Origin of the sequence: Pseudomonas wadenswilerensis (assembly GCF_900497695.1) — a bacterium.
In the GTDB taxonomy this organism is placed as follows: domain Bacteria; phylum Pseudomonadota; class Gammaproteobacteria; order Pseudomonadales; family Pseudomonadaceae; genus Aquipseudomonas; species Aquipseudomonas wadenswilerensis.
Genome location: NZ_UIDD01000009.1, coordinates 17,063 through 32,588 on the forward strand (window position 1 = coordinate 17,063; position 15,526 = coordinate 32,588).

General features: G+C 55.6%; 19 protein-coding genes and 1 pseudogene. 7 read left to right on the plus strand and 13 right to left on the minus strand.

Annotated elements, in window-relative coordinates:
• Window positions 1-5 precede the first annotated feature (5 nt).
• Window positions 6-995, minus strand: a complete 990-nt coding sequence (locus CCOS864_RS17860; protein WP_134063260.1) for a hypothetical protein — start codon at window positions 993-995, stop codon at window positions 6-8.
• Between the two features lie 299 nt (window positions 996-1,294).
• On the opposite strand from CCOS864_RS17860, the gene CCOS864_RS17865 reads away from it, so the two are divergent.
• Both CCOS864_RS17865 and CCOS864_RS17870 read left to right on the plus strand, forming a co-directional pair.
• Window positions 1,295-1,582: a hypothetical protein gene (locus CCOS864_RS17865; RefSeq protein WP_148708547.1), complete on the plus strand. Its 288-nt coding sequence runs from the start codon at window positions 1,295-1,297 to the stop codon at window positions 1,580-1,582.
• Between the two features lie 171 nt (window positions 1,583-1,753).
• Window positions 1,754-2,731 (plus strand): tetratricopeptide repeat protein, encoded by a 978-nt coding sequence (locus CCOS864_RS17870; RefSeq protein WP_115087691.1) that lies wholly within the window; start codon window positions 1,754-1,756, stop codon window positions 2,729-2,731.
• Window positions 2,732-2,754: 23 nt separating this feature from the next.
• Here CCOS864_RS17870 and CCOS864_RS17875 read toward each other — a convergent pair whose 3' ends face one another.
• On the minus strand, window positions 2,755-3,435 hold the full coding sequence (locus CCOS864_RS17875; RefSeq protein WP_148708548.1) for a hypothetical protein: 681 nt from the start codon (window positions 3,433-3,435) through the stop codon (window positions 2,755-2,757).
• A gap of 49 nt (window positions 3,436-3,484) precedes the next feature.
• Window positions 3,485-3,658 (minus strand): hypothetical protein, encoded by a 174-nt coding sequence (locus CCOS864_RS28265; protein ID WP_167458908.1) that lies wholly within the window; start codon window positions 3,656-3,658, stop codon window positions 3,485-3,487.
• Between the two features lie 73 nt (window positions 3,659-3,731).
• Between CCOS864_RS28265 and CCOS864_RS17880 the strand changes: the two genes are divergently transcribed.
• On the plus strand, window positions 3,732-4,358 hold the full coding sequence (locus CCOS864_RS17880) for a histidine phosphatase family protein (RefSeq protein ID WP_115087693.1): 627 nt from the start codon (window positions 3,732-3,734) through the stop codon (window positions 4,356-4,358).
• Between the two features lie 327 nt (window positions 4,359-4,685).
• Window positions 4,686-4,874 (plus strand): hypothetical protein, encoded by a 189-nt coding sequence (locus tag CCOS864_RS28780; protein WP_167458909.1) that lies wholly within the window; start codon window positions 4,686-4,688, stop codon window positions 4,872-4,874.
• Here CCOS864_RS28780 and CCOS864_RS28785 read toward each other — a convergent pair.
• From CCOS864_RS28785 to CCOS864_RS17915, 7 genes and pseudogenes are all read right to left on the minus strand, one after another.
• Window positions 4,824-4,961 (minus strand): annotated as a pseudogene (locus CCOS864_RS28785) (hypothetical protein); the annotation flags it as partial. The gene CCOS864_RS28780 and the pseudogene CCOS864_RS28785 overlap by 51 nt on opposite strands.
• 160 nt (window positions 4,962-5,121) lie before the next feature.
• A complete protein-coding gene (locus CCOS864_RS17890) occupies window positions 5,122-5,337 on the minus strand; it encodes a hypothetical protein (RefSeq protein WP_148708549.1) in 216 nt (71 codons plus the stop codon).
• A gap of 233 nt (window positions 5,338-5,570) precedes the next feature.
• Entirely contained in the window at window positions 5,571-7,403 is a 1,833-nt protein-coding gene (locus CCOS864_RS17895; RefSeq protein ID WP_115087696.1) for a long-chain-acyl-CoA synthetase, read from the minus strand.
• A 134-nt stretch (window positions 7,404-7,537) separates the two neighbouring features.
• The gene (locus CCOS864_RS17900; protein WP_115087697.1) at window positions 7,538-8,200 is read right to left on the minus strand and encodes an iron-containing redox enzyme family protein; all 663 of its coding nucleotides are present in this window, start codon (window positions 8,198-8,200) and stop codon (window positions 7,538-7,540) included.
• A gap of 69 nt (window positions 8,201-8,269) precedes the next feature.
• Entirely contained in the window at window positions 8,270-8,668 is a 399-nt protein-coding gene (locus CCOS864_RS17905) for a nuclear transport factor 2 family protein (RefSeq protein WP_043859797.1), read from the minus strand.
• A gap of 38 nt (window positions 8,669-8,706) precedes the next feature.
• Window positions 8,707-9,483, minus strand: coding sequence for an N-acyl amino acid synthase FeeM domain-containing protein (locus CCOS864_RS17910; protein WP_233674298.1), 777 nt, complete (start codon window positions 9,481-9,483; stop codon window positions 8,707-8,709).
• A 189-nt stretch (window positions 9,484-9,672) separates the two neighbouring features.
• A complete protein-coding gene (locus tag CCOS864_RS17915) occupies window positions 9,673-10,119 on the minus strand; it encodes an HIT family protein (RefSeq protein WP_115087699.1) in 447 nt (148 codons plus the stop codon).
• 357 nt (window positions 10,120-10,476) lie between these two features.
• On the opposite strand from CCOS864_RS17915, the gene CCOS864_RS17920 reads away from it, so the two are divergent.
• Both CCOS864_RS17920 and CCOS864_RS17925 read left to right on the plus strand, forming a co-directional pair.
• On the plus strand, window positions 10,477-10,731 hold the full coding sequence (locus CCOS864_RS17920) for a helix-hairpin-helix domain-containing protein (RefSeq protein ID WP_115087700.1): 255 nt from the start codon (window positions 10,477-10,479) through the stop codon (window positions 10,729-10,731).
• 56 nt (window positions 10,732-10,787) lie between these two features.
• The gene (locus CCOS864_RS17925) at window positions 10,788-11,264 is read left to right on the plus strand and encodes a GNAT family N-acetyltransferase (protein ID WP_115087701.1); all 477 of its coding nucleotides are present in this window, start codon (window positions 10,788-10,790) and stop codon (window positions 11,262-11,264) included.
• Window positions 11,265-11,426: 162 nt separating this feature from the next.
• Here the strand turns inward: CCOS864_RS17925 and CCOS864_RS17930 are convergent, their stop codons facing one another.
• Window positions 11,427-11,852, minus strand: a complete 426-nt coding sequence (locus CCOS864_RS17930; RefSeq protein ID WP_148708550.1) for a hypothetical protein — start codon at window positions 11,850-11,852, stop codon at window positions 11,427-11,429.
• Between the two features lie 445 nt (window positions 11,853-12,297).
• Here CCOS864_RS17930 and CCOS864_RS17940 point away from each other — a divergent pair, with 445 nt between their 5' ends.
• The gene (locus tag CCOS864_RS17940) at window positions 12,298-12,735 is read left to right on the plus strand and encodes a hypothetical protein (protein ID WP_134063283.1); all 438 of its coding nucleotides are present in this window, start codon (window positions 12,298-12,300) and stop codon (window positions 12,733-12,735) included.
• 759 nt (window positions 12,736-13,494) lie between these two features.
• Here CCOS864_RS17940 and CCOS864_RS17950 read toward each other — a convergent pair.
• Entirely contained in the window at window positions 13,495-14,937 is a 1,443-nt protein-coding gene (locus CCOS864_RS17950; RefSeq protein ID WP_148708551.1) for a PIN-like domain-containing protein, read from the minus strand.
• Between the two features lie 201 nt (window positions 14,938-15,138).
• The gene (locus CCOS864_RS17955; RefSeq protein ID WP_115087706.1) at window positions 15,139-15,432 is read right to left on the minus strand and encodes a hypothetical protein; all 294 of its coding nucleotides are present in this window, start codon (window positions 15,430-15,432) and stop codon (window positions 15,139-15,141) included.
• Between the last annotated feature and the right edge of the window lie 94 nt (window positions 15,433-15,526).

A 15,526-nucleotide genomic window follows, 5' to 3' on the forward strand; every position in this document is an offset into this window, starting at 1 on the left:
CAGCTTCAGCCCTGCGGCGCAATATCGACCTTTTGCAGCCGGTCCAGCCCTACCCCGTAGAAGAACGAAAACGGCCGCCCGGCCTGATACGCGTAGTTGCCACACATCTCGCGCAGGCCCTGGCGCCCGGCGTCGGCCATGTCGAAGGGTTGGTAGGGGTGCTCGCCAAGCGATCCGAACTCAATCGTCAGCCAGGTCGAGCGAAACTTGCCATAGGACATCTCGCTTCCCACGCTGACCTTGAGCCCACCCGTCTCGAGGCGCTCGCGCAGGTCACGGTCGTCAAAATACAGGCTGGCAGGCACGCGCAGGGTCAACTTATCGTGGGTGAGAATGTCCATGCCGCCCTGTAGTTGCGCGCTGTCGGCCTTGAAGCCGGTGATGACGAACGGCAAGGCGCTCTGCACGAAACTATCGAGCTGGCAGCCCACTTCGGCCTTGACCGTGCTGCTACCGGCGAAGGCATGGCGCCGCTCGCTGTCGCTGATGCGGGTATCGAGGCTCGTCTCGTAGGGAAAGTCGAACCACAGCGGTATTACCTTGCGTCCCATCGCGACGACGTTGGCAGGGGCCGGGCCGATTTCCCGCCCCGCTGCATTCAGTCGTTTGGCCTGGCTGTAGTCCAGCTGCAATTGCACGCTGGAGACCACCGCCTTGCGCGCCTGCAGGATGGCATCGAGCTGGCTGGCCAAGGCCTGGCGCTGCGCGGCGCTCAGGGCTGGCTCAGGGCCACGCAGCACGAGGGTGTCACTTTGCTGGGGATCGAGTTCGATCTGCAGCCGTTGCGTATCGATGTGCTGGGCGGCCAACAGCTGCTCGACGGCCTGGCGGTAAACCTCGTGCACTTGCCTGGCGTCATCGCGAGGATGGGCACCGCCGTGGAACTGCAACTTCGCGAGCACCACCCTGGGCTCCTTGAGCAGGGCCACAACGAGCAATACACACAGCCCGATACCCGCACCCACCATCAGCTTCCATGCAGCACGTCGACTCATTACAAGCCTGCTCCTTGACTAAGACATCCGCAGTACACACTGCGGGCGCGGATAATAACCGCCATTAGCGCTTATTGCTTGTGCGGCAAACGGCATTGTTACTGTTTCACCAACAAAGCTTTCAGCCCCGGGCGTTTATCCCCAAACACCTCCGGCCTAAACTGAAATCAGTTTCCAGGCAAAGCACCCTGCCCCGCTTCCCAAATTCCTTGCCGACAGGTCTTGTTTTTGCCTGGGTGACGGCAAGGGTATGATGGCGCCCTGCTTGAATGGAGAGCGCCGCAAGCCATGGAGGATTCTTGAGTAACCTGGTCAAACTTCGAATTGTTCTAACCTTCGGCGCGATTGCCGGACTGTTGCCCGTCACCCTGGTGTTTATCTGGGGGGCACTGTTCTTTCTCGCTGGCGCACTCGGCTCACTGGCGTCAACAGGCTGGCTCGCCTGGGCGATCATTCTGCTGCCGATCTCGATGTCAGTGTTCTGCCTGTGGACGAACTGGAAAATCTACGCGATCTCAATGGCCACAACCCCCGAAGTACGCTACAAGCGCCTGCTGATTGCCGGGGTGGTCGCGACCGCACTTTGAGGCGTGCCGTGGGCCTACTTTGGCCGCACGTTCCCAACGACAATCTATATCTTCATGATGCCCGGGATTACAGCGGCGGCGATGCTGGCCATTGCACTGAAAAGAGAACAGGCCGTAGCAAAACAGCTGCAGAGCTGATGCTGGAACTGCACGTCGACTAGAAGGAACACCATGCGTATTCATGTATTGAACATGCTGCTGCCTCTCCCGTTGCTGGTGATGATGGAGTGTGCAAGCGCCGCCCTTGCCCCGCCGAGCGAAAAAGCCTTGAACCTGTTACTGGCGGACGAATACCAGGCATCGATCCAGGAAGCGGATCGCGTGCTTTCAAGCGATCCTGGCGATAGCGAAACCTTGAATGTCAAAGCCCGGGCAGTGTCGGCCTTGGGGGATGATCGCCAGGCAATACGGCTAATGAGCCAAGCACTTGCAGCGGCCGAGCGCAACGGCCAAGTATCGCTCAGCCAGCAGGCGACCTACTGGAGCAACCTTGGTTACTTCCACGAGCGACTGGGCAACTTCGAGACTGCCCTGAGCCAGCATCAGAAAGCCTTGGACATGCGCATCGCAGTACTTGGCAACGATGACCTGCACACCGCCGACAGTTACAACAACCTAGGTACGACGTTGAGCAAACTGGGGCAGTATGACCAGGCCATCGACAACCTTGAAAAGAACCTGGCGATCAGAAAGCGGCGGCTGGGTGAACACGACGCGTCGGTAGCCACGGCACTGAATAACCTGGGTTTTGCCTACCACCTTCAGCACCGATACCAGGACGCACTGGGCTATTATCAGCTGGCACTGGATATCGACCTGGCCAACCATGGTGCGAACCACCCTAGCGTCGCCATCCGCTGGAACAACATCGGCGACGCCTACTTCGGCCTTGCACAATACGACAAGGCCGAAGCCTTCCTGAACAAGGCACTGAGCAGCGACATCGCATTCTTTGGCGAGCGTCACCCCAAAGTGTCGCTGCGCTATTACAACCTGGGCAAAATCCATGAAGCCAGGGGTGACACCGGCAAAGCCCGCAGCACCTATACGCAAGCCCTCCAGATAGCCCGACAGTTCTACCCCGAGGACAACTGGCAAATCCGGCATTTACAGGAGAAGTTGCAGGGCTTGGGTAAGCAGGCAAACTAACGGGCGCTGCTGTTGGCGTTGCGTCAGGCGTACTCCCAATCCCGCTCCAGATACTCGACCTGCGCTGGCAACAGTTCACGTAACAGCGCCAGGCACTCTTCGAACATCGCCATGTCGGGCAAACGTAGTTCGAAGCCGATGGACAGCTCACTGATATGCGGGACCAGGATGCGGCGCTTGCGGTCAATGGTCAGGTAGCGATACTGCTCCCAGCCGGGGCCGTGCTCATGTTCCGTACAGGCTTCGGGCGAAGGCGGCGCCATCTCGCGGGTGAGCAGGATGTAGGCGATAAACAGCGGCGTCAGCAACAGCCACCAGGTGCCGGTCGCCACCGCCAGCCAGAGCATCACCACCGCTTCGATCACAACAACCACCACGATGGTGATTCTGGCGGCGCGATCGGAGCGTACGTACTTGCTGATCGTTATACCGTCGCGGGTGAGCTGGAATGAGAGGTGGGTTCTGACCGTTAATAACAGCAGCATCAGGACGTACATAACGGCACATATCCCGTAGACCCAATTGTCGCCCCCCAGCCAACTGAGCATACCGGCTACCCCGAGCATCCCGATGGTAATCGCCAGGATGCCATTGCGCAGGTCCTTGGGCGCAATGAGGCGAGCCTTGATCGACCAGTTCATCAACGTTTCGGGGGGTGAAGTTGCAAGGGAATCGGATGGATCGGTCGGTTGTGAGTTTTGCACGGATATCCTTATTGTGAACAATGCTGCTGATGCCTACCCCTCAAGCTTGTCAACGCCTCGAGCAGAACTCGATCGCGACCAATACTACACCGGGAACAAGCAAGCCCAGGCCGGTGTAAGCGAATGCAGGTTGCCCGGACAGGCCCACGGCAATAAAGCCTGCGCCCATGGCGATGAGTGGACCGCCGGCAAGGATGAAGGGCTTTTTGCTGGGGTTGTTCATATCAATCCTCCTTGTTGATCTGGCGTCATGTTAAACCAGATTGTCCCATGCACTTTCAAAAGACAGGTAAACAATGAAGCAAACCAGGCTGATTCGCCACGGTGAAAGCGCCGCAAACGCAGGCGAAGCCAGTCGCGATCACGCAAGCATTCCCCTTACGCAGAAGGGTGTCGAACAAGCGCAACGAGTAGCCCGGTCGTTCACCCAGGCGCCGCAGTTGATCGTTGCCTCACCGTTCTCCCGAGCCCAGGCAACCGCCAAGGCGACGGCCACGGCCTTCCCTGCTGCAGCGTTCGAAACTTGGCCAGTTCAAGAATTCACCTACCTTGAACCGGCGCGCTGCGCCAACACCACAGTTACCCAGCGGCGGGACTGGGTCGAGGCGTATTGGGCCAAGTCAGATCCAGCGTTGCGGGATGGCGTGGGAGCGGAGTCGTTTTTGGACTTCGTCTCTCGGGCGAAAGTATTCCTGGATCGACTCGCCGCGCATCCTGCCGAGGATATTGCAGTGTTTTCACATGGGCAGTTCATCAATGCCGTTGTGTGGTTGCTTGAGCGCAAGCCAACGGAAATCGATGGTCGGGCAATGACGGAGTGGCGAGAGTACGAGATTGCCAACCCTGTGCCAAATGGCGGGGGGTATCAGTTGGTTTGGGATTCAGACGATGCCAGGTTTCGGGCACATGCCCGCACGCCCTGATTGATCGCTGAAGACGCCGCTACTCCACGCTCGTTGCCCTGGACCGCTCACACGCCACCCTCAGCCGTTCATGAGCATCGGGCGGCATCGGCGCGGGGCTGGGCTGGGCGGTAGCCAAATGCAAAAAAGCCCAGCGCGGGGCTGGGCTACTTTACTAACGATGGACAGATAGAAGTAGACGCCTCAACGGTCATTCTTTGAGGACGAGCTGACTGCATTTCTCAGTCCTTTGGAATTATGATCGCCTGGAGTAGTTCGAGAAATAGCCGTCGACTTTGACAGGCCACGAGTATCCTTGGAGTGGGCGATACCAGAGGTGGCGGAACCATGGCCATTATCGTCGTTGCGGTCGCTGCCGTAGTGATTGCCGCTCACGCCATGATCGCGGGTTGCCTTACCTGCATGATCTCCACCAAAGCCATCACCCTTGCTGCCTTGACCGCCCCGGCCTCCGCCATTCCCGCCATGCCCGCCGCCATTTCCTCCACCATGGCCACCGTCTTTCGCGTAGGCTGAACCAATGGGCGAAAACTCGGCAGGCAGCAGCGCAGTTGCCCCCAGTGCAAACGCACACGCAAAAACAGCTACAAAGGTTTTTCTCATGATTCGAACGCCTCCAGAGGCGATGATTGATGTGCCATATGATTCAAAGTCAGCGCTAAAGTTCTGGTGAGGCGACGGAATGCGTCCATGCGTTCGCGAGCCCAAGATCCGACACAAGGCGTGTCCATGAGCGGTTGCAGCGGACTGCTTTGCTGCATCGTCATGAGTTGCGCGACGAGTTCCTTGATTTCGCTCGCGGCCAGTTCTGCCTGTTGATACCTTCGGCATAGGTGTCCAGCGCCAGGGGGAGGTTGAGGCAGTGTACGTTGACCTCGCTCAACGCGCGCTGGCGCGACGACCAGATCTTCCAGACCGTCAGCGCAAGGCGCACATCGCGCTTGAGGGGCAGCATGGCCGGCAGTGAGGGAGTGGACATCATCGAACGCTCCTGCGATCTCACAGCTGAAGGCACTTTACCCTGTACCTCGGAATGCCCTGCGCCACAAGGGCCAGAGCACCTAGCGCTGCAATCAAGCGGTCGTGGGCATGCATCCAATGGGGCGCGGAGCGCTATGACGGGGATACCAGGACGCGTAAGGCTGCTCCGCTTGAGTGAGCAGCCTTACGCATTTGTTCAGCCTTGTGGTTTGACGCGCGCGCAGTTGCCCTTCAGTAGCGGAACTTGCCGCCATGAATGTCCTGCAGCACCTGCTCAGTCACGCGCACGTAGGTTTCGGTGCCCGGTAGCCAAGCGTAGACCGGGTCTTCGCCGGTTTGGCTGGGGTCGAAGGCTTCGGTCCTTAGCTTGGTTTTCTGGTATTTGAACGTGCCGGTGGTTTCCATGCAGGTCCTGATGCGCAGGAACATCGGCACCGCGTAGTGGGGCATCTGGCTTTTGACGAAGCGCAGCAGGTCGCAAAAATCCAGTTGCTCCAGCGGGGCCGATGGGGTGATGGCGGCCATCCCGGCGCGGCCGTTGGTGTTCTTGATTTCCACACCGTAGGCCACGGCTTCGGCGATGTGGGGGTGTTGCACCATGATGTTTTCGACTTCGGTGGTGGAGACGTTTTCGCCTTTCCAGCGGAAGGTGTCCCCCAGGCGGTCGACAAATTGGGCGTGGCCAAAGCCGATATCGCGAATCAGGTCGCCGCTGTTGAAGTAACGATCGCCCTTCTCGAAAACGTCGTACAGCACCACCTTCTTGCTCTTCTCCGGATCGGTGTAACCGTCGAATGGGGCGTCGTCGTCGATCTTGGCCAGCAACAAACCTTGGCCACCCTTGCCGACTTTCTGCATGAAACCGTTCGCGCTGCGCCGCGGCTCGCCGGTGTCGTGTTCGTACTCCACCAGCGACCAGGCGTTGATGGCAAAGCCGATGGTGTTTTCGAAGTTGAGAATGTTGGTAAAGCCGATGTTGCCGTCACTGGCGGCATAGAACTCGCAGACCCGCTCGATGTTGAAGCGTCTCTTGAAGTCGACCCACACGCCCGGGCGCAGGCCGTTGCCAATCATTTTCACCACCGGGTTGTCGCCATCGTTGCCGGCGGGAGGCTGGTCGATCAGGTAGCGACACAATTCACCGACGTAGCAAATGGTGGTGGCCTTGAACTTGCGTGTGTCATTCCAGAACTGACTGGCGCTGAATTTGCGGCGGATGGCGAAACCCGAGGCCCCGGCCAATGCCGAGCCCCAGCTCACGCACAGCCCGGTGCCGTGATAGAGCGGCAAGGTGCAATAGACGATGTCATCGGGGCGCATATCCAGGGCGATCATGCCGAAGCTACCGTAGACTTTCATCCAGCGCCCGTGCTTGAACACCCCGGCCTTGGGCAAACCGGTGGTGCCGGAGGTGTAAATGTAGAAGCAGGCGTCGTCCAGGTAGACCTGCTGGGTGGTCGCCGGATTGACAGCGGAGTGCGCTTCGCTGACGCGGGTCAGGTTGATGTAACCCTCGGGCGCGACGCCCGCATCGCGAGTGGTGTCGGTGTCAGCCAGGAAGAACGTGCTCAACTCATCGATGGCAACCTCGTTACGCACCGCGTCAAAGGATGGCACCAACTCTTCACCGACGATAATCGCCGAGGGATTGACCAGGCTCAAACTGTGGATCAGGACGTTGTTGGTCTGCGAGGTGTTGAGCATGGCGCAGATACCGCCGATCTTGCTGACCGCCAGCACGCTGACCAGCAATTCCGGGCGATTTTCAACAAATATGCCGACCACATCGCCTTTTTTCAGGCCACGGGCAAGCAGGTAGTGGGCGAAACGGTTGGCCCACTGGTTGACCTGTTCATAACTGAAACGATTGTCCTTGTAGAGCAACGCCGGTCCTTGAGGGTTGCGCGCAACCGCCTGTTCGAAGGCCCACCCCAGGCCGCAGGGCTGATCGACCTTGAGCTTGGAAGCTTTGATTCCCCTGACGAGCCGAGGAATGGCCCGGGCGATCGAGGGGATTTTGCGCAACATCATGCCCCAGGTAATCATGTCGCTATTGCTACTCATGTCACCTCCTAGTGAATTGACCGAGGCAGCCAGGCGGTTGGACAAGCGCCAGTCCGGCCGATCGTTTTATTGTTATGCACGCCCTGTAAAAACTCCTCGCGCAGCGGGTGCGCGAGGACGCCTGTTGCCAAGCCTCAGAACTCGTCGGCGACCGACTCGAGGATCTTGCCCATCAAGTAAACCGTGGTGCGTGCGACTTGCTTGACCGACTCTTTTTCTTCGTCGGTCACGACCCAGCGGTCGATGGCTGCGTTGACTTGCTCGGAGTGTTTCTCGTCGATGATCGCGTGGGCGACAAAGAAGGTAAGTTGTTGGTCGGTCAGCTTGAGATGGTTCTTGCAGACATCCATCAATGGCTCGAGGTGCTCGTAGCAGTCCTCGGCCCAGAAGCTGTAGCCCAGCCGTGGAATGATGCCGCGGCACACAGAGACGAAATCCAGGTAGCCGTAGAACGCCTCTGTGGCCGGCAGCATCGGCTTATCGAACTCGGACTTGTCGACGCCAATGGCGATCAGGTCGTTGTACGCCATGTTTTCATGGCCCAGTTCTTCCAGCGCATGCTTCATCGCAAAACGCAGCAGGCCGACCTTTTTATGGTCCTGGTTCCAGCACGCCACCGCTTGGTTGATCGCGTTGTTCTTGGTGTAGTGATACACCTGGACAATCGACTTGATGTAGAGCTCACGCTGCAACTCGGGGCGTTTCATCATCTGGAAAAAGCGGCCGGCCTTGATCTTTTCCCATTCGGCATCACAGATGGCTTTCAGCTCTTTGCGAAACGCGGTCACTTCAGTCATTTCACTCTCTTCCTTGGCGGGTTGATAAATCATTCATGACACTTTTTATAATATCAAGCGAACACGGACTTACAGGCGCAGCACAGACTTTATGATGTAGATGAACTTGGAGAAGAACCCCAGACCTTCGATAGTGTCCCAGTGTTCCATCAGCACACCGTTTTCCACACGATAGATATCGATCACCTTGTAATTCACCGTAAAGAACCTGTGCTTGGCCCAGTGCTTGGCATACAGGAAGACATAATCGCCTTCGGCGCATACCCGTTCAATGCTGGTACCCGACTCGGGGAATGTTTTGAAGAACTGCGTAAAGTAGGTCTTGAAGCCTTCGCGGCGCGGTGGGATAAATACATTGTTGTGTTGTACATAATCCTCGGCAATCAACGTATCGGCGACCGCCAGTTCCCGCTGGCCAAACATGCGCTCGTAAAACTCGATGACCACTTCTTTGTTCCTGGCTTCCATCTTGGATCAACCTCAATGTTGTCGTTGTTTTTGGATGCTCATCCCGCCAGTGACTGCCTCGCGGTACGGGCCGCCAAGGTGTAGCGAATCAAATCATCAATGTCCTTCAGGTCTGCAGGGCAGCTTTGCAGGCCAAAGAAGGGCGTGACCGACGGCATCAGATCGCCTTTGTACAGGGCGTAGTAGTGATCACCGCGGGCTTTGATCTGGAAGAAGATACCGTCCTGATCAAAGACGAAGCTGTCGAACTTCGGCGCAAGCCGTGGTTTTACGTAGGTGATGAAGGTTTTGTAGCCGCCTTCCAGGGCGACCAGCGAGGCACCGGTCATCGCCAAGCCGTTGACCACGTTCTTGACCGGGGAATGCTTGTCGACAATAAGTCGCGAGAGTTCGACGCACTCATTCTCGTAATTGGGCCCGGAGAACCGCACCAGTTGTTCATGGCTGATGAACTCGCCCGACTCGTGAGGGAAAGGCGTAATACGCTGGGTGCCGATAATTTCACCATCATAATAAAAGGCAAACACGTAGGAACGCGGGTCGTACTCATCCAGGCATACGGTGTCGTCGACCGCGTTACCAAACAACGTCTTGTAGTAAACCTTTCGCTGCCCGTACAACCGGCTGCGGGCACGAGACAGTTCGAGAAACTGCGCTGGCGTAACCACCTGCCTGACTTGGACCTTGTCAGACTGGCACAAGTCTTGAAGTACTGAATCATAGAAACTGTAGATTGCCGATCCGGCTGAATCATCCTTTACCAACTGCATATTTGCCGAAGGCAAGGCAGCCTTGTTACTTGCGAGTGACGGCATGAGAATTCCCTTCTTATTGTGATCTGTAGTGTTCAACTCAGCCCAGCGCACGACCTAAGTTTCCACAGTACAATACATAGCTTCGCCTCCTTGCGTAGATGCCTACAAGTTGATGATTTGCTTACTGCGCACAGCAAGGCACGCAACCCTCTTATCGCGGGCGTGCCTTTAAACTAAAGCGACTTGCAGTTAAACCGGTGGCAGCGAGGTCAAGGCTCGACGGATCTGCTCTGCGCGCTCGCCCAGCACTTGGGGCGTAGCGAGTGGAAGGTCCGCATGACCCAGGTTGAAACCGTCACCGACAAAGCGGGCCAGTACATGCAGGTGGGCGTGGCCCACGGTCTGCCCGGCCACAGCGCCATCGCACAGCAGCAGGTTGATACCTTCGCAGGGGTGTTCATTGAGGCTCAAGCCGCTTTCACGCAGGGCGGCCGCCACCCGTTGACCCACACGCATCATGTGGCCACAGGTTTGAGGAGGGATATCACCCAGGCCGCTTGCGTGGGCCTTGGGAATGACCAGGACATGGCCAGGAGTAATCGGCTGGATGGAGAGAAAGGCCAGGCACTGCTCGTCTTCGTAGATAACGGCAGCCGGTGATTCTTTCTTGGCGATTGCACAGAAAATGCAGTTCACGATTAGCTCCCTCTATTGTAGTAGGTGCAAACCCGGTGGAGGCATGAAGATCCGGGTTGCTACAGGCTGCATTCCATTGCAGTTGACCGCACAGCTTGAGGGTGAAATTACCCTTGGCATTCCACACCTGTACACGGGAGTTTTGAAATTTTTTGTATCCGAATTCCAGAAAGAAGATAACAGATTGATTTAAATGAGTTTTCCTAAGGTTGGTTGTTGTATCCGTCCTTTATCAGGTCGTGTGGGCCGAATAATCCCACAGGGCTACCTGCACTTGGAGTGAACAGGAACCCACCTGCCCTATATGATCTCCCATGCAATCCTCCAAATACTCATACCCTGAAAAGGATTTCTCAGATGCCATTTTCACCGAAAGAGCGAGCGGCATTGCTCACACTCAAGGGCGTAGGCACAACCGTCATTACCCGGCTCGAACAGATGGGTATTGAATCGCTAGCAGGGTTAGCCAAATCGGATGTCAGTGACATTTTGGCTCAGGCGTCAGCCGCGCTAGGCTCGACCTGCTGGAAGAACAGCCCGCAAGCGCGAGCAGCCATTACCGCCGCCGTTGACCTTGCGAAAGGGACTGCAGAGCACAAGCCCGCCGGCTAGGTTCGTTCGTCTGCGCGGGTGCAAACCAGCATTAAACATCGCGGAAAAGGCAAAGCATGGACCTGCAATTCAAGCGACTCAGTGAAATCAGCAGCGCCGACATCATCGACCTCAACAACAACCCGGTTGTCTTGCGCCACATGCCCTTGGGCCGCCCTGATTTCGACCAAGCCAAATGCTCAGCGTGGGTCGCCGAAAAAGAGTCACAGTGGATGCTCAACGGATATGGCCCCTGGGCGTTCATGGTGGATAAAAAATTTGCCGGCTGGGGTGGGTTGCAGCAAACAGAAGGTGATGCAGACCTCGCCCTGGTTTTACATCCGGACTACTGGGGCCTGGGCAAAGCAATTTATGATGAGATCGTTCGGCGAGCCTTTCAGGAGATGGGGCTGGAATCGGTCACTGTCTTGCTTGCACCGACTAGAACCCGGATCAAGGGTGTTCTTCGAGTAGGGTTTCAACCGGACGGAGAGGTCAACGTCGACGGCAAACGCTTTGTTCGCTACCGGCTTCTCGCAAGCACTCGTGCTTGAGCCCGACGCCAAGCTCAGTGCAGTGAGCGTGCGGGCCCGCCGAGTGACCATAGCTGGTATTTCGCCGGCTGGCCGACGTCCTGGGCTGGCCGCCGTTCCAGTTCGATTTAAAAGGAATGGAGCGAGGGGCAGCTTTACTCGATGCCCCTCGCCTATTGTTCACTACTTCGGTGGTGGGCACTCAGCCTGTAGAAAGGTCATCGAGTAGGTGAAGTGCCGGTCGAAGGAAAGAGGCGGAGTGCCGGGGGCGGTCCATTCCGAATAGTTGCCAGTCATGGTGGTGGGGCTATCCAGCTTGCCCATCGCCATGCTTGCGACATTACCGATCTGAGCGATAGGAATACTTCCGTACCAACGGACCTCTTTTTCGTTCTTGTACCAGCTGCCATTCCAGTTCGGCTCACTGGTGGAATACCAAGTGCTATCGGCCTTTAGGCAGACCGTCTGATTAGTCGCCACAGCTCCGCCCGGAATGGTAAACGACGTCATTCGCCACAGGCCAACAGGCGAACTATCAGCTTGAGCTGCGCCGACAGATCCGGCAGCGATGCCGAGCAAAAGAGCAAACCGAACAATGCTTCCATTCATAATGTTTCTCCATAGAAACGAGTTTCGTTAAGTTGAGCCGAGTGAATTCTCAGCCACAAAACAACTGTATATGCATACAGCTGTTTTGTGCAACCTCATTCCGTGGAAAAGACCTTCGGCGCGTAAGGTTCGTGGCTTGCGCCCTTCCGGGTGGTGGATTTCGTTGTTGGCCGGCAGCTGATCTTCAAGGGCGCGGCGATTGGCAAACAGATAAGCACAGTGCGGCTACCACTCTGGCCGCGAAGGCCGGCGTCTACATGGAAAAATGCCATGACCCACATCCCGCCGCGACCTTCAGCCACAAAGTAGATGATCCGGACACGAAAACCTTCATAGACGCGTCCAAATCCGTCAACATGCTGTTGGAAGACAAAAAGCTTAACAACTCGGCAGACAACGCCATGGAAAGGTACTTAGGGGAGTCGGAGTGGTCATAAATCAGCTGATGTCCCAAGAGCTTGAGGCAGTAACGCTCAGCGGTAAAAATTTGCCAAATGAGCTGATTAGACTGATCGCGGAAGGGTTCAGTGAGTGGGAGGGGTGCTTTCTACTGACCGTTTTCAAGAAAAGACTTCGAACTGTGCAAAGAGCGCTCTGCCCGGACGAGACGAGCGTTGAATGCTGGGTCAACTCACTGCGTATCGACGATTACCTGGAAGACGATCATCTTGCACATGCCTTGCTGTTGATCAACGCAGTGTTTCAGCAGTGGCGCACGCAGTATCCGCAGCACACATTGATCGCAGCAGCTTCAACCGACGAATTTGGCGCAGCCGTTAAATTCTACGTATCACGAACAGAACAATCGTGGCTGAATGGTGATACCGAAGGCTTTGTTCAGCCCGTGTTAGTTACGGACTCGAGACAGTTACCATTCCAGTAAGCTCAAATTACAAGGCACCGCCAAAACCATCTGTCCTGCCCTGTGCCCTTGCTTGAGTTGAAGCCCAGATGCTGGCCAGCACGCCCTCGCAGGCCAAGTTCAAGGCCTATCAAAAGCGCGAACACCACGATGTTGAGTGCATGTTCGGCTTCAGGGTCCGACGGGACTGACCCTCCCGCGCTGCCCACCAGCGCCTTATCGTTTTCCGTTCGTAGCAGGGAAATCACTGAGCGGGTTTACCGCCGCGTAGGAGCGCTGGCAAAGCCCACCAAGTAGCCGAAGTTTTGTCAGCGCCGACATTTTTCCATGTCCCAGAAACGCGGTTTTCAAGACCGATACGAAGACCCAAGCCCGCTGCACCTTTGACGAGGATTTCAGTTCCAAAACTTTCGCCTTACCGACGGGCTACAGGCCCCATCCTACCGCGGTGCACGCCTTGAGTTTTGGAACTGGTTTTCTACCCCTTAACTGACTACCCAGTCCAGAAAACGAGTAGTCGATGTGTGGTTCGTGGCGACCGCCTGGAACACGAAGTGGGCCGCCATACAGCGTCGCGCCGGACAGACGACCGTACCAAACTCGACACACCTATGCATGCTGGTGCATCGCTACTCAAGGGACCCTAGTATTCATCACCAAGCAAATGGGCCATAAAGACTTCCCTATGCTCGTGGAGGTTTATGCAAAATGGATGGATAACGAATCCCCAGCCGAACTATCAAGAATTTGGAACAATATAAAAAGCGCCCGATAGGGCGCTTACTTTTCGTCTTCGATATTTTTGGCAGCATCAATTGATGCTATTAAATTTAAGGTAGCATTCAGCTCTTGACGAGCTTCGCTCAACATACGTTCCAATTGAGCATCAGGTACGTTCTCAAACTGAGCACTCGGCTCCCCAACAAGCCGCTCACTAAGCTCAGAAGATAACTGCATTACTTGATTCCTAAGCACATTCGCATGAAAATGCAGAGTAGACTTATACCTGATAGGATCTCGACCTTCATACCCCGAATCATACAGGGCAGTGGTGCCATCTAAAAACGTGTAAGGATCCTTCCTCCCTTCATACTTTCTACTTGTTTTTTTCCACGCATTATACTTGGGCTGGAGATGTTCGATATCGTTCCGCACGCTTTCGGCGAGTCGAACCTCTCTGACCTCTTCCATTGCCTGCACCGACACTTCCTGCTTCAAAAAATCGCCCGCTTGTTGCAAGAATCGGTCAGGAGAATACATATAAAAACGCTGGGATGTCATCGACATAAATTCATCGATTAACTCAGGAAGCGGGCCAATGGTTCGCCCACTCTGCTTAAGCCACCAGTCCTCTTTATTATCTCCGGTAACGAAGATAACATCTTGAGTATCAGATTTTGCTTTATTGATTAATTGAAGCCAGCCTATATAGTCTCCATAGGGTGCCAATCTTTCCTCAAGTGACTTGCCACCCGCCTTGTCTGAGTCTTTGAATCCAGGTGGGATTTTATTCTCATATCTAACCTCACCCACGGCGATGATATCTTCAAGCTCCTGCTCGTTGAACCCACTTCCAACCTTACCCTCAAAAATACGACTAACCGCTTCCTTAATATCGTCACTGGTGATTTTTTGGTCGTGACGCTCTTTATTTTGCTCCAGCTCACCAATTATGAGATCAAAAGACTTTTTACAGTCATCCAAAACCTGCGCCCCAACAAAGGGGTGCTGCTTCGGATTTTCGAAATTCTTTCGCAAATCCGTTAAACCCTGGATAGCTATATCGTATGTTTTCGCTTGATCACTAATTACCTTAAGTCTATTTTTTAAATACTCCTTCGCAACTTGATGCGAAATCCAGAGTCTATCTGCCAGCTTCTCAAAAAGATCTAAAAATTCGTTTCTAGTACCTTCAGAATAGCGATACAGGTTGAGCAAAACATTTGCATCTACAGCAATCAAGCTTCGATCCCATAGCCTCTGGAGATCTTGAGGGTCGTTTGCGAAATGCCCTGGGAAAACACTCTTCATCGCGGGAGCTCTGCAGACCAAAATGCCAGTATGCCATGCCCTCAGTCTTGAAGTCGCGGCGAGGGGCATTCGTGTTACTCTCACTTCACCATCAACCCCTCGCACTGAAAGGTGGTTGGCAGCCAACGAATTGCCCCATTTTTGCCCCATCGTTTTTGCGAAAATGCCGTAATCCATTGATGAATAAAGCAATTTCTGATTTCTCCGCACACACCCCGATGATGCAGCAGAATGGGTAAAAATCGGCTCTAGGCCTTTAAATACGTGGCGTATGCATTACAAGTGCCTAGCATGCATTCGCCATTTTCGACGGTTTTCAGCCAAAAAATAGGCAGTTTACGCCGGCAGTATTAGACAGCAAAAGCCCCCTCCTCCGGCGTCCTGCCGACCTCACTATTCCTCCCTGCACCACCACGACTGCGCGTAGAAGGCGCCGTCCACTTCCTCGATCCCGGTCAGGTTCATCCCGACCTGGGCCATGCCGGTGATCTTCACGTCGAGCAGCCGCGGGAAAACGTCGGGGCCTGGCCCTGAGCCGAAGATCCAGGCGCTGATAGTCGAGCGCCCAAGGCTCTCGTTGTAGCATTCACTGATCTGGATGTCGCCGGCCAGCGGCTGCATCTTCCGTAGCTGCTCGGTAGGGATGGCGACGCCCAGCTTTCGCCGGCGCAGGATGAGGAAGCGCATGCTGGCTACCACTGTATAAAAACACAGCATGCTATGAATTTGCCCGGGGCCTGGCAATTACCGATCGGCGGCAAGTCGAACCGGCTACTCTGTG

Excerpts from the sequence above, each read along its gene's own strand:
- CCOS864_RS17890 (WP_148708549.1), bottom strand. The coding sequence starts at position 5,337 with ATGTCCACTCCCTCACTGCCGGCCATGCTGCCCCTCAAGCGCGATGTG.
- CCOS864_RS17900 (WP_115087697.1), bottom strand. The coding sequence starts at position 8,200 with ATGACTGAAGTGACCGCGTTTCGCAAAGAGCTGAAAGCCATCTGTGAT.
- CCOS864_RS17905 (WP_043859797.1), bottom strand. The coding sequence starts at position 8,668 with ATGGAAGCCAGGAACAAAGAAGTGGTCATCGAGTTTTACGAGCGCATG.
- CCOS864_RS17920 (WP_115087700.1), top strand. The coding sequence starts at position 10,477 with ATGCCATTTTCACCGAAAGAGCGAGCGGCATTGCTCACACTCAAGGGC.
- CCOS864_RS17870 (WP_115087691.1), top strand. The coding sequence starts at position 1,754 with ATGCGTATTCATGTATTGAACATGCTGCTGCCTCTCCCGTTGCTGGTG.
- CCOS864_RS17880 (WP_115087693.1), top strand. The coding sequence starts at position 3,732 with ATGAAGCAAACCAGGCTGATTCGCCACGGTGAAAGCGCCGCAAACGCA.
- CCOS864_RS28265 (WP_167458908.1), bottom strand. The coding sequence starts at position 3,658 with ATGAACAACCCCAGCAAAAAGCCCTTCATCCTTGCCGGCGGTCCACTC.
- CCOS864_RS28780 (WP_167458909.1), top strand. The coding sequence starts at position 4,686 with ATGGCCATTATCGTCGTTGCGGTCGCTGCCGTAGTGATTGCCGCTCAC.
- CCOS864_RS17895 (WP_115087696.1), bottom strand. The coding sequence starts at position 7,403 with ATGAGTAGCAATAGCGACATGATTACCTGGGGCATGATGTTGCGCAAA.
- CCOS864_RS17860 (WP_134063260.1), bottom strand. The coding sequence starts at position 995 with ATGAGTCGACGTGCTGCATGGAAGCTGATGGTGGGTGCGGGTATCGGG.
- CCOS864_RS17925 (WP_115087701.1), top strand. The coding sequence starts at position 10,788 with ATGGACCTGCAATTCAAGCGACTCAGTGAAATCAGCAGCGCCGACATC.
- CCOS864_RS17930 (WP_148708550.1), bottom strand. The coding sequence starts at position 11,852 with ATGAATGGAAGCATTGTTCGGTTTGCTCTTTTGCTCGGCATCGCTGCC.
- CCOS864_RS17910 (WP_233674298.1), bottom strand. The coding sequence starts at position 9,483 with ATGCCGTCACTCGCAAGTAACAAGGCTGCCTTGCCTTCGGCAAATATG.
- CCOS864_RS17955 (WP_115087706.1), bottom strand. The coding sequence starts at position 15,432 with ATGCGCTTCCTCATCCTGCGCCGGCGAAAGCTGGGCGTCGCCATCCCT.
- CCOS864_RS17940 (WP_134063283.1), top strand. The coding sequence starts at position 12,298 with ATGTCCCAAGAGCTTGAGGCAGTAACGCTCAGCGGTAAAAATTTGCCA.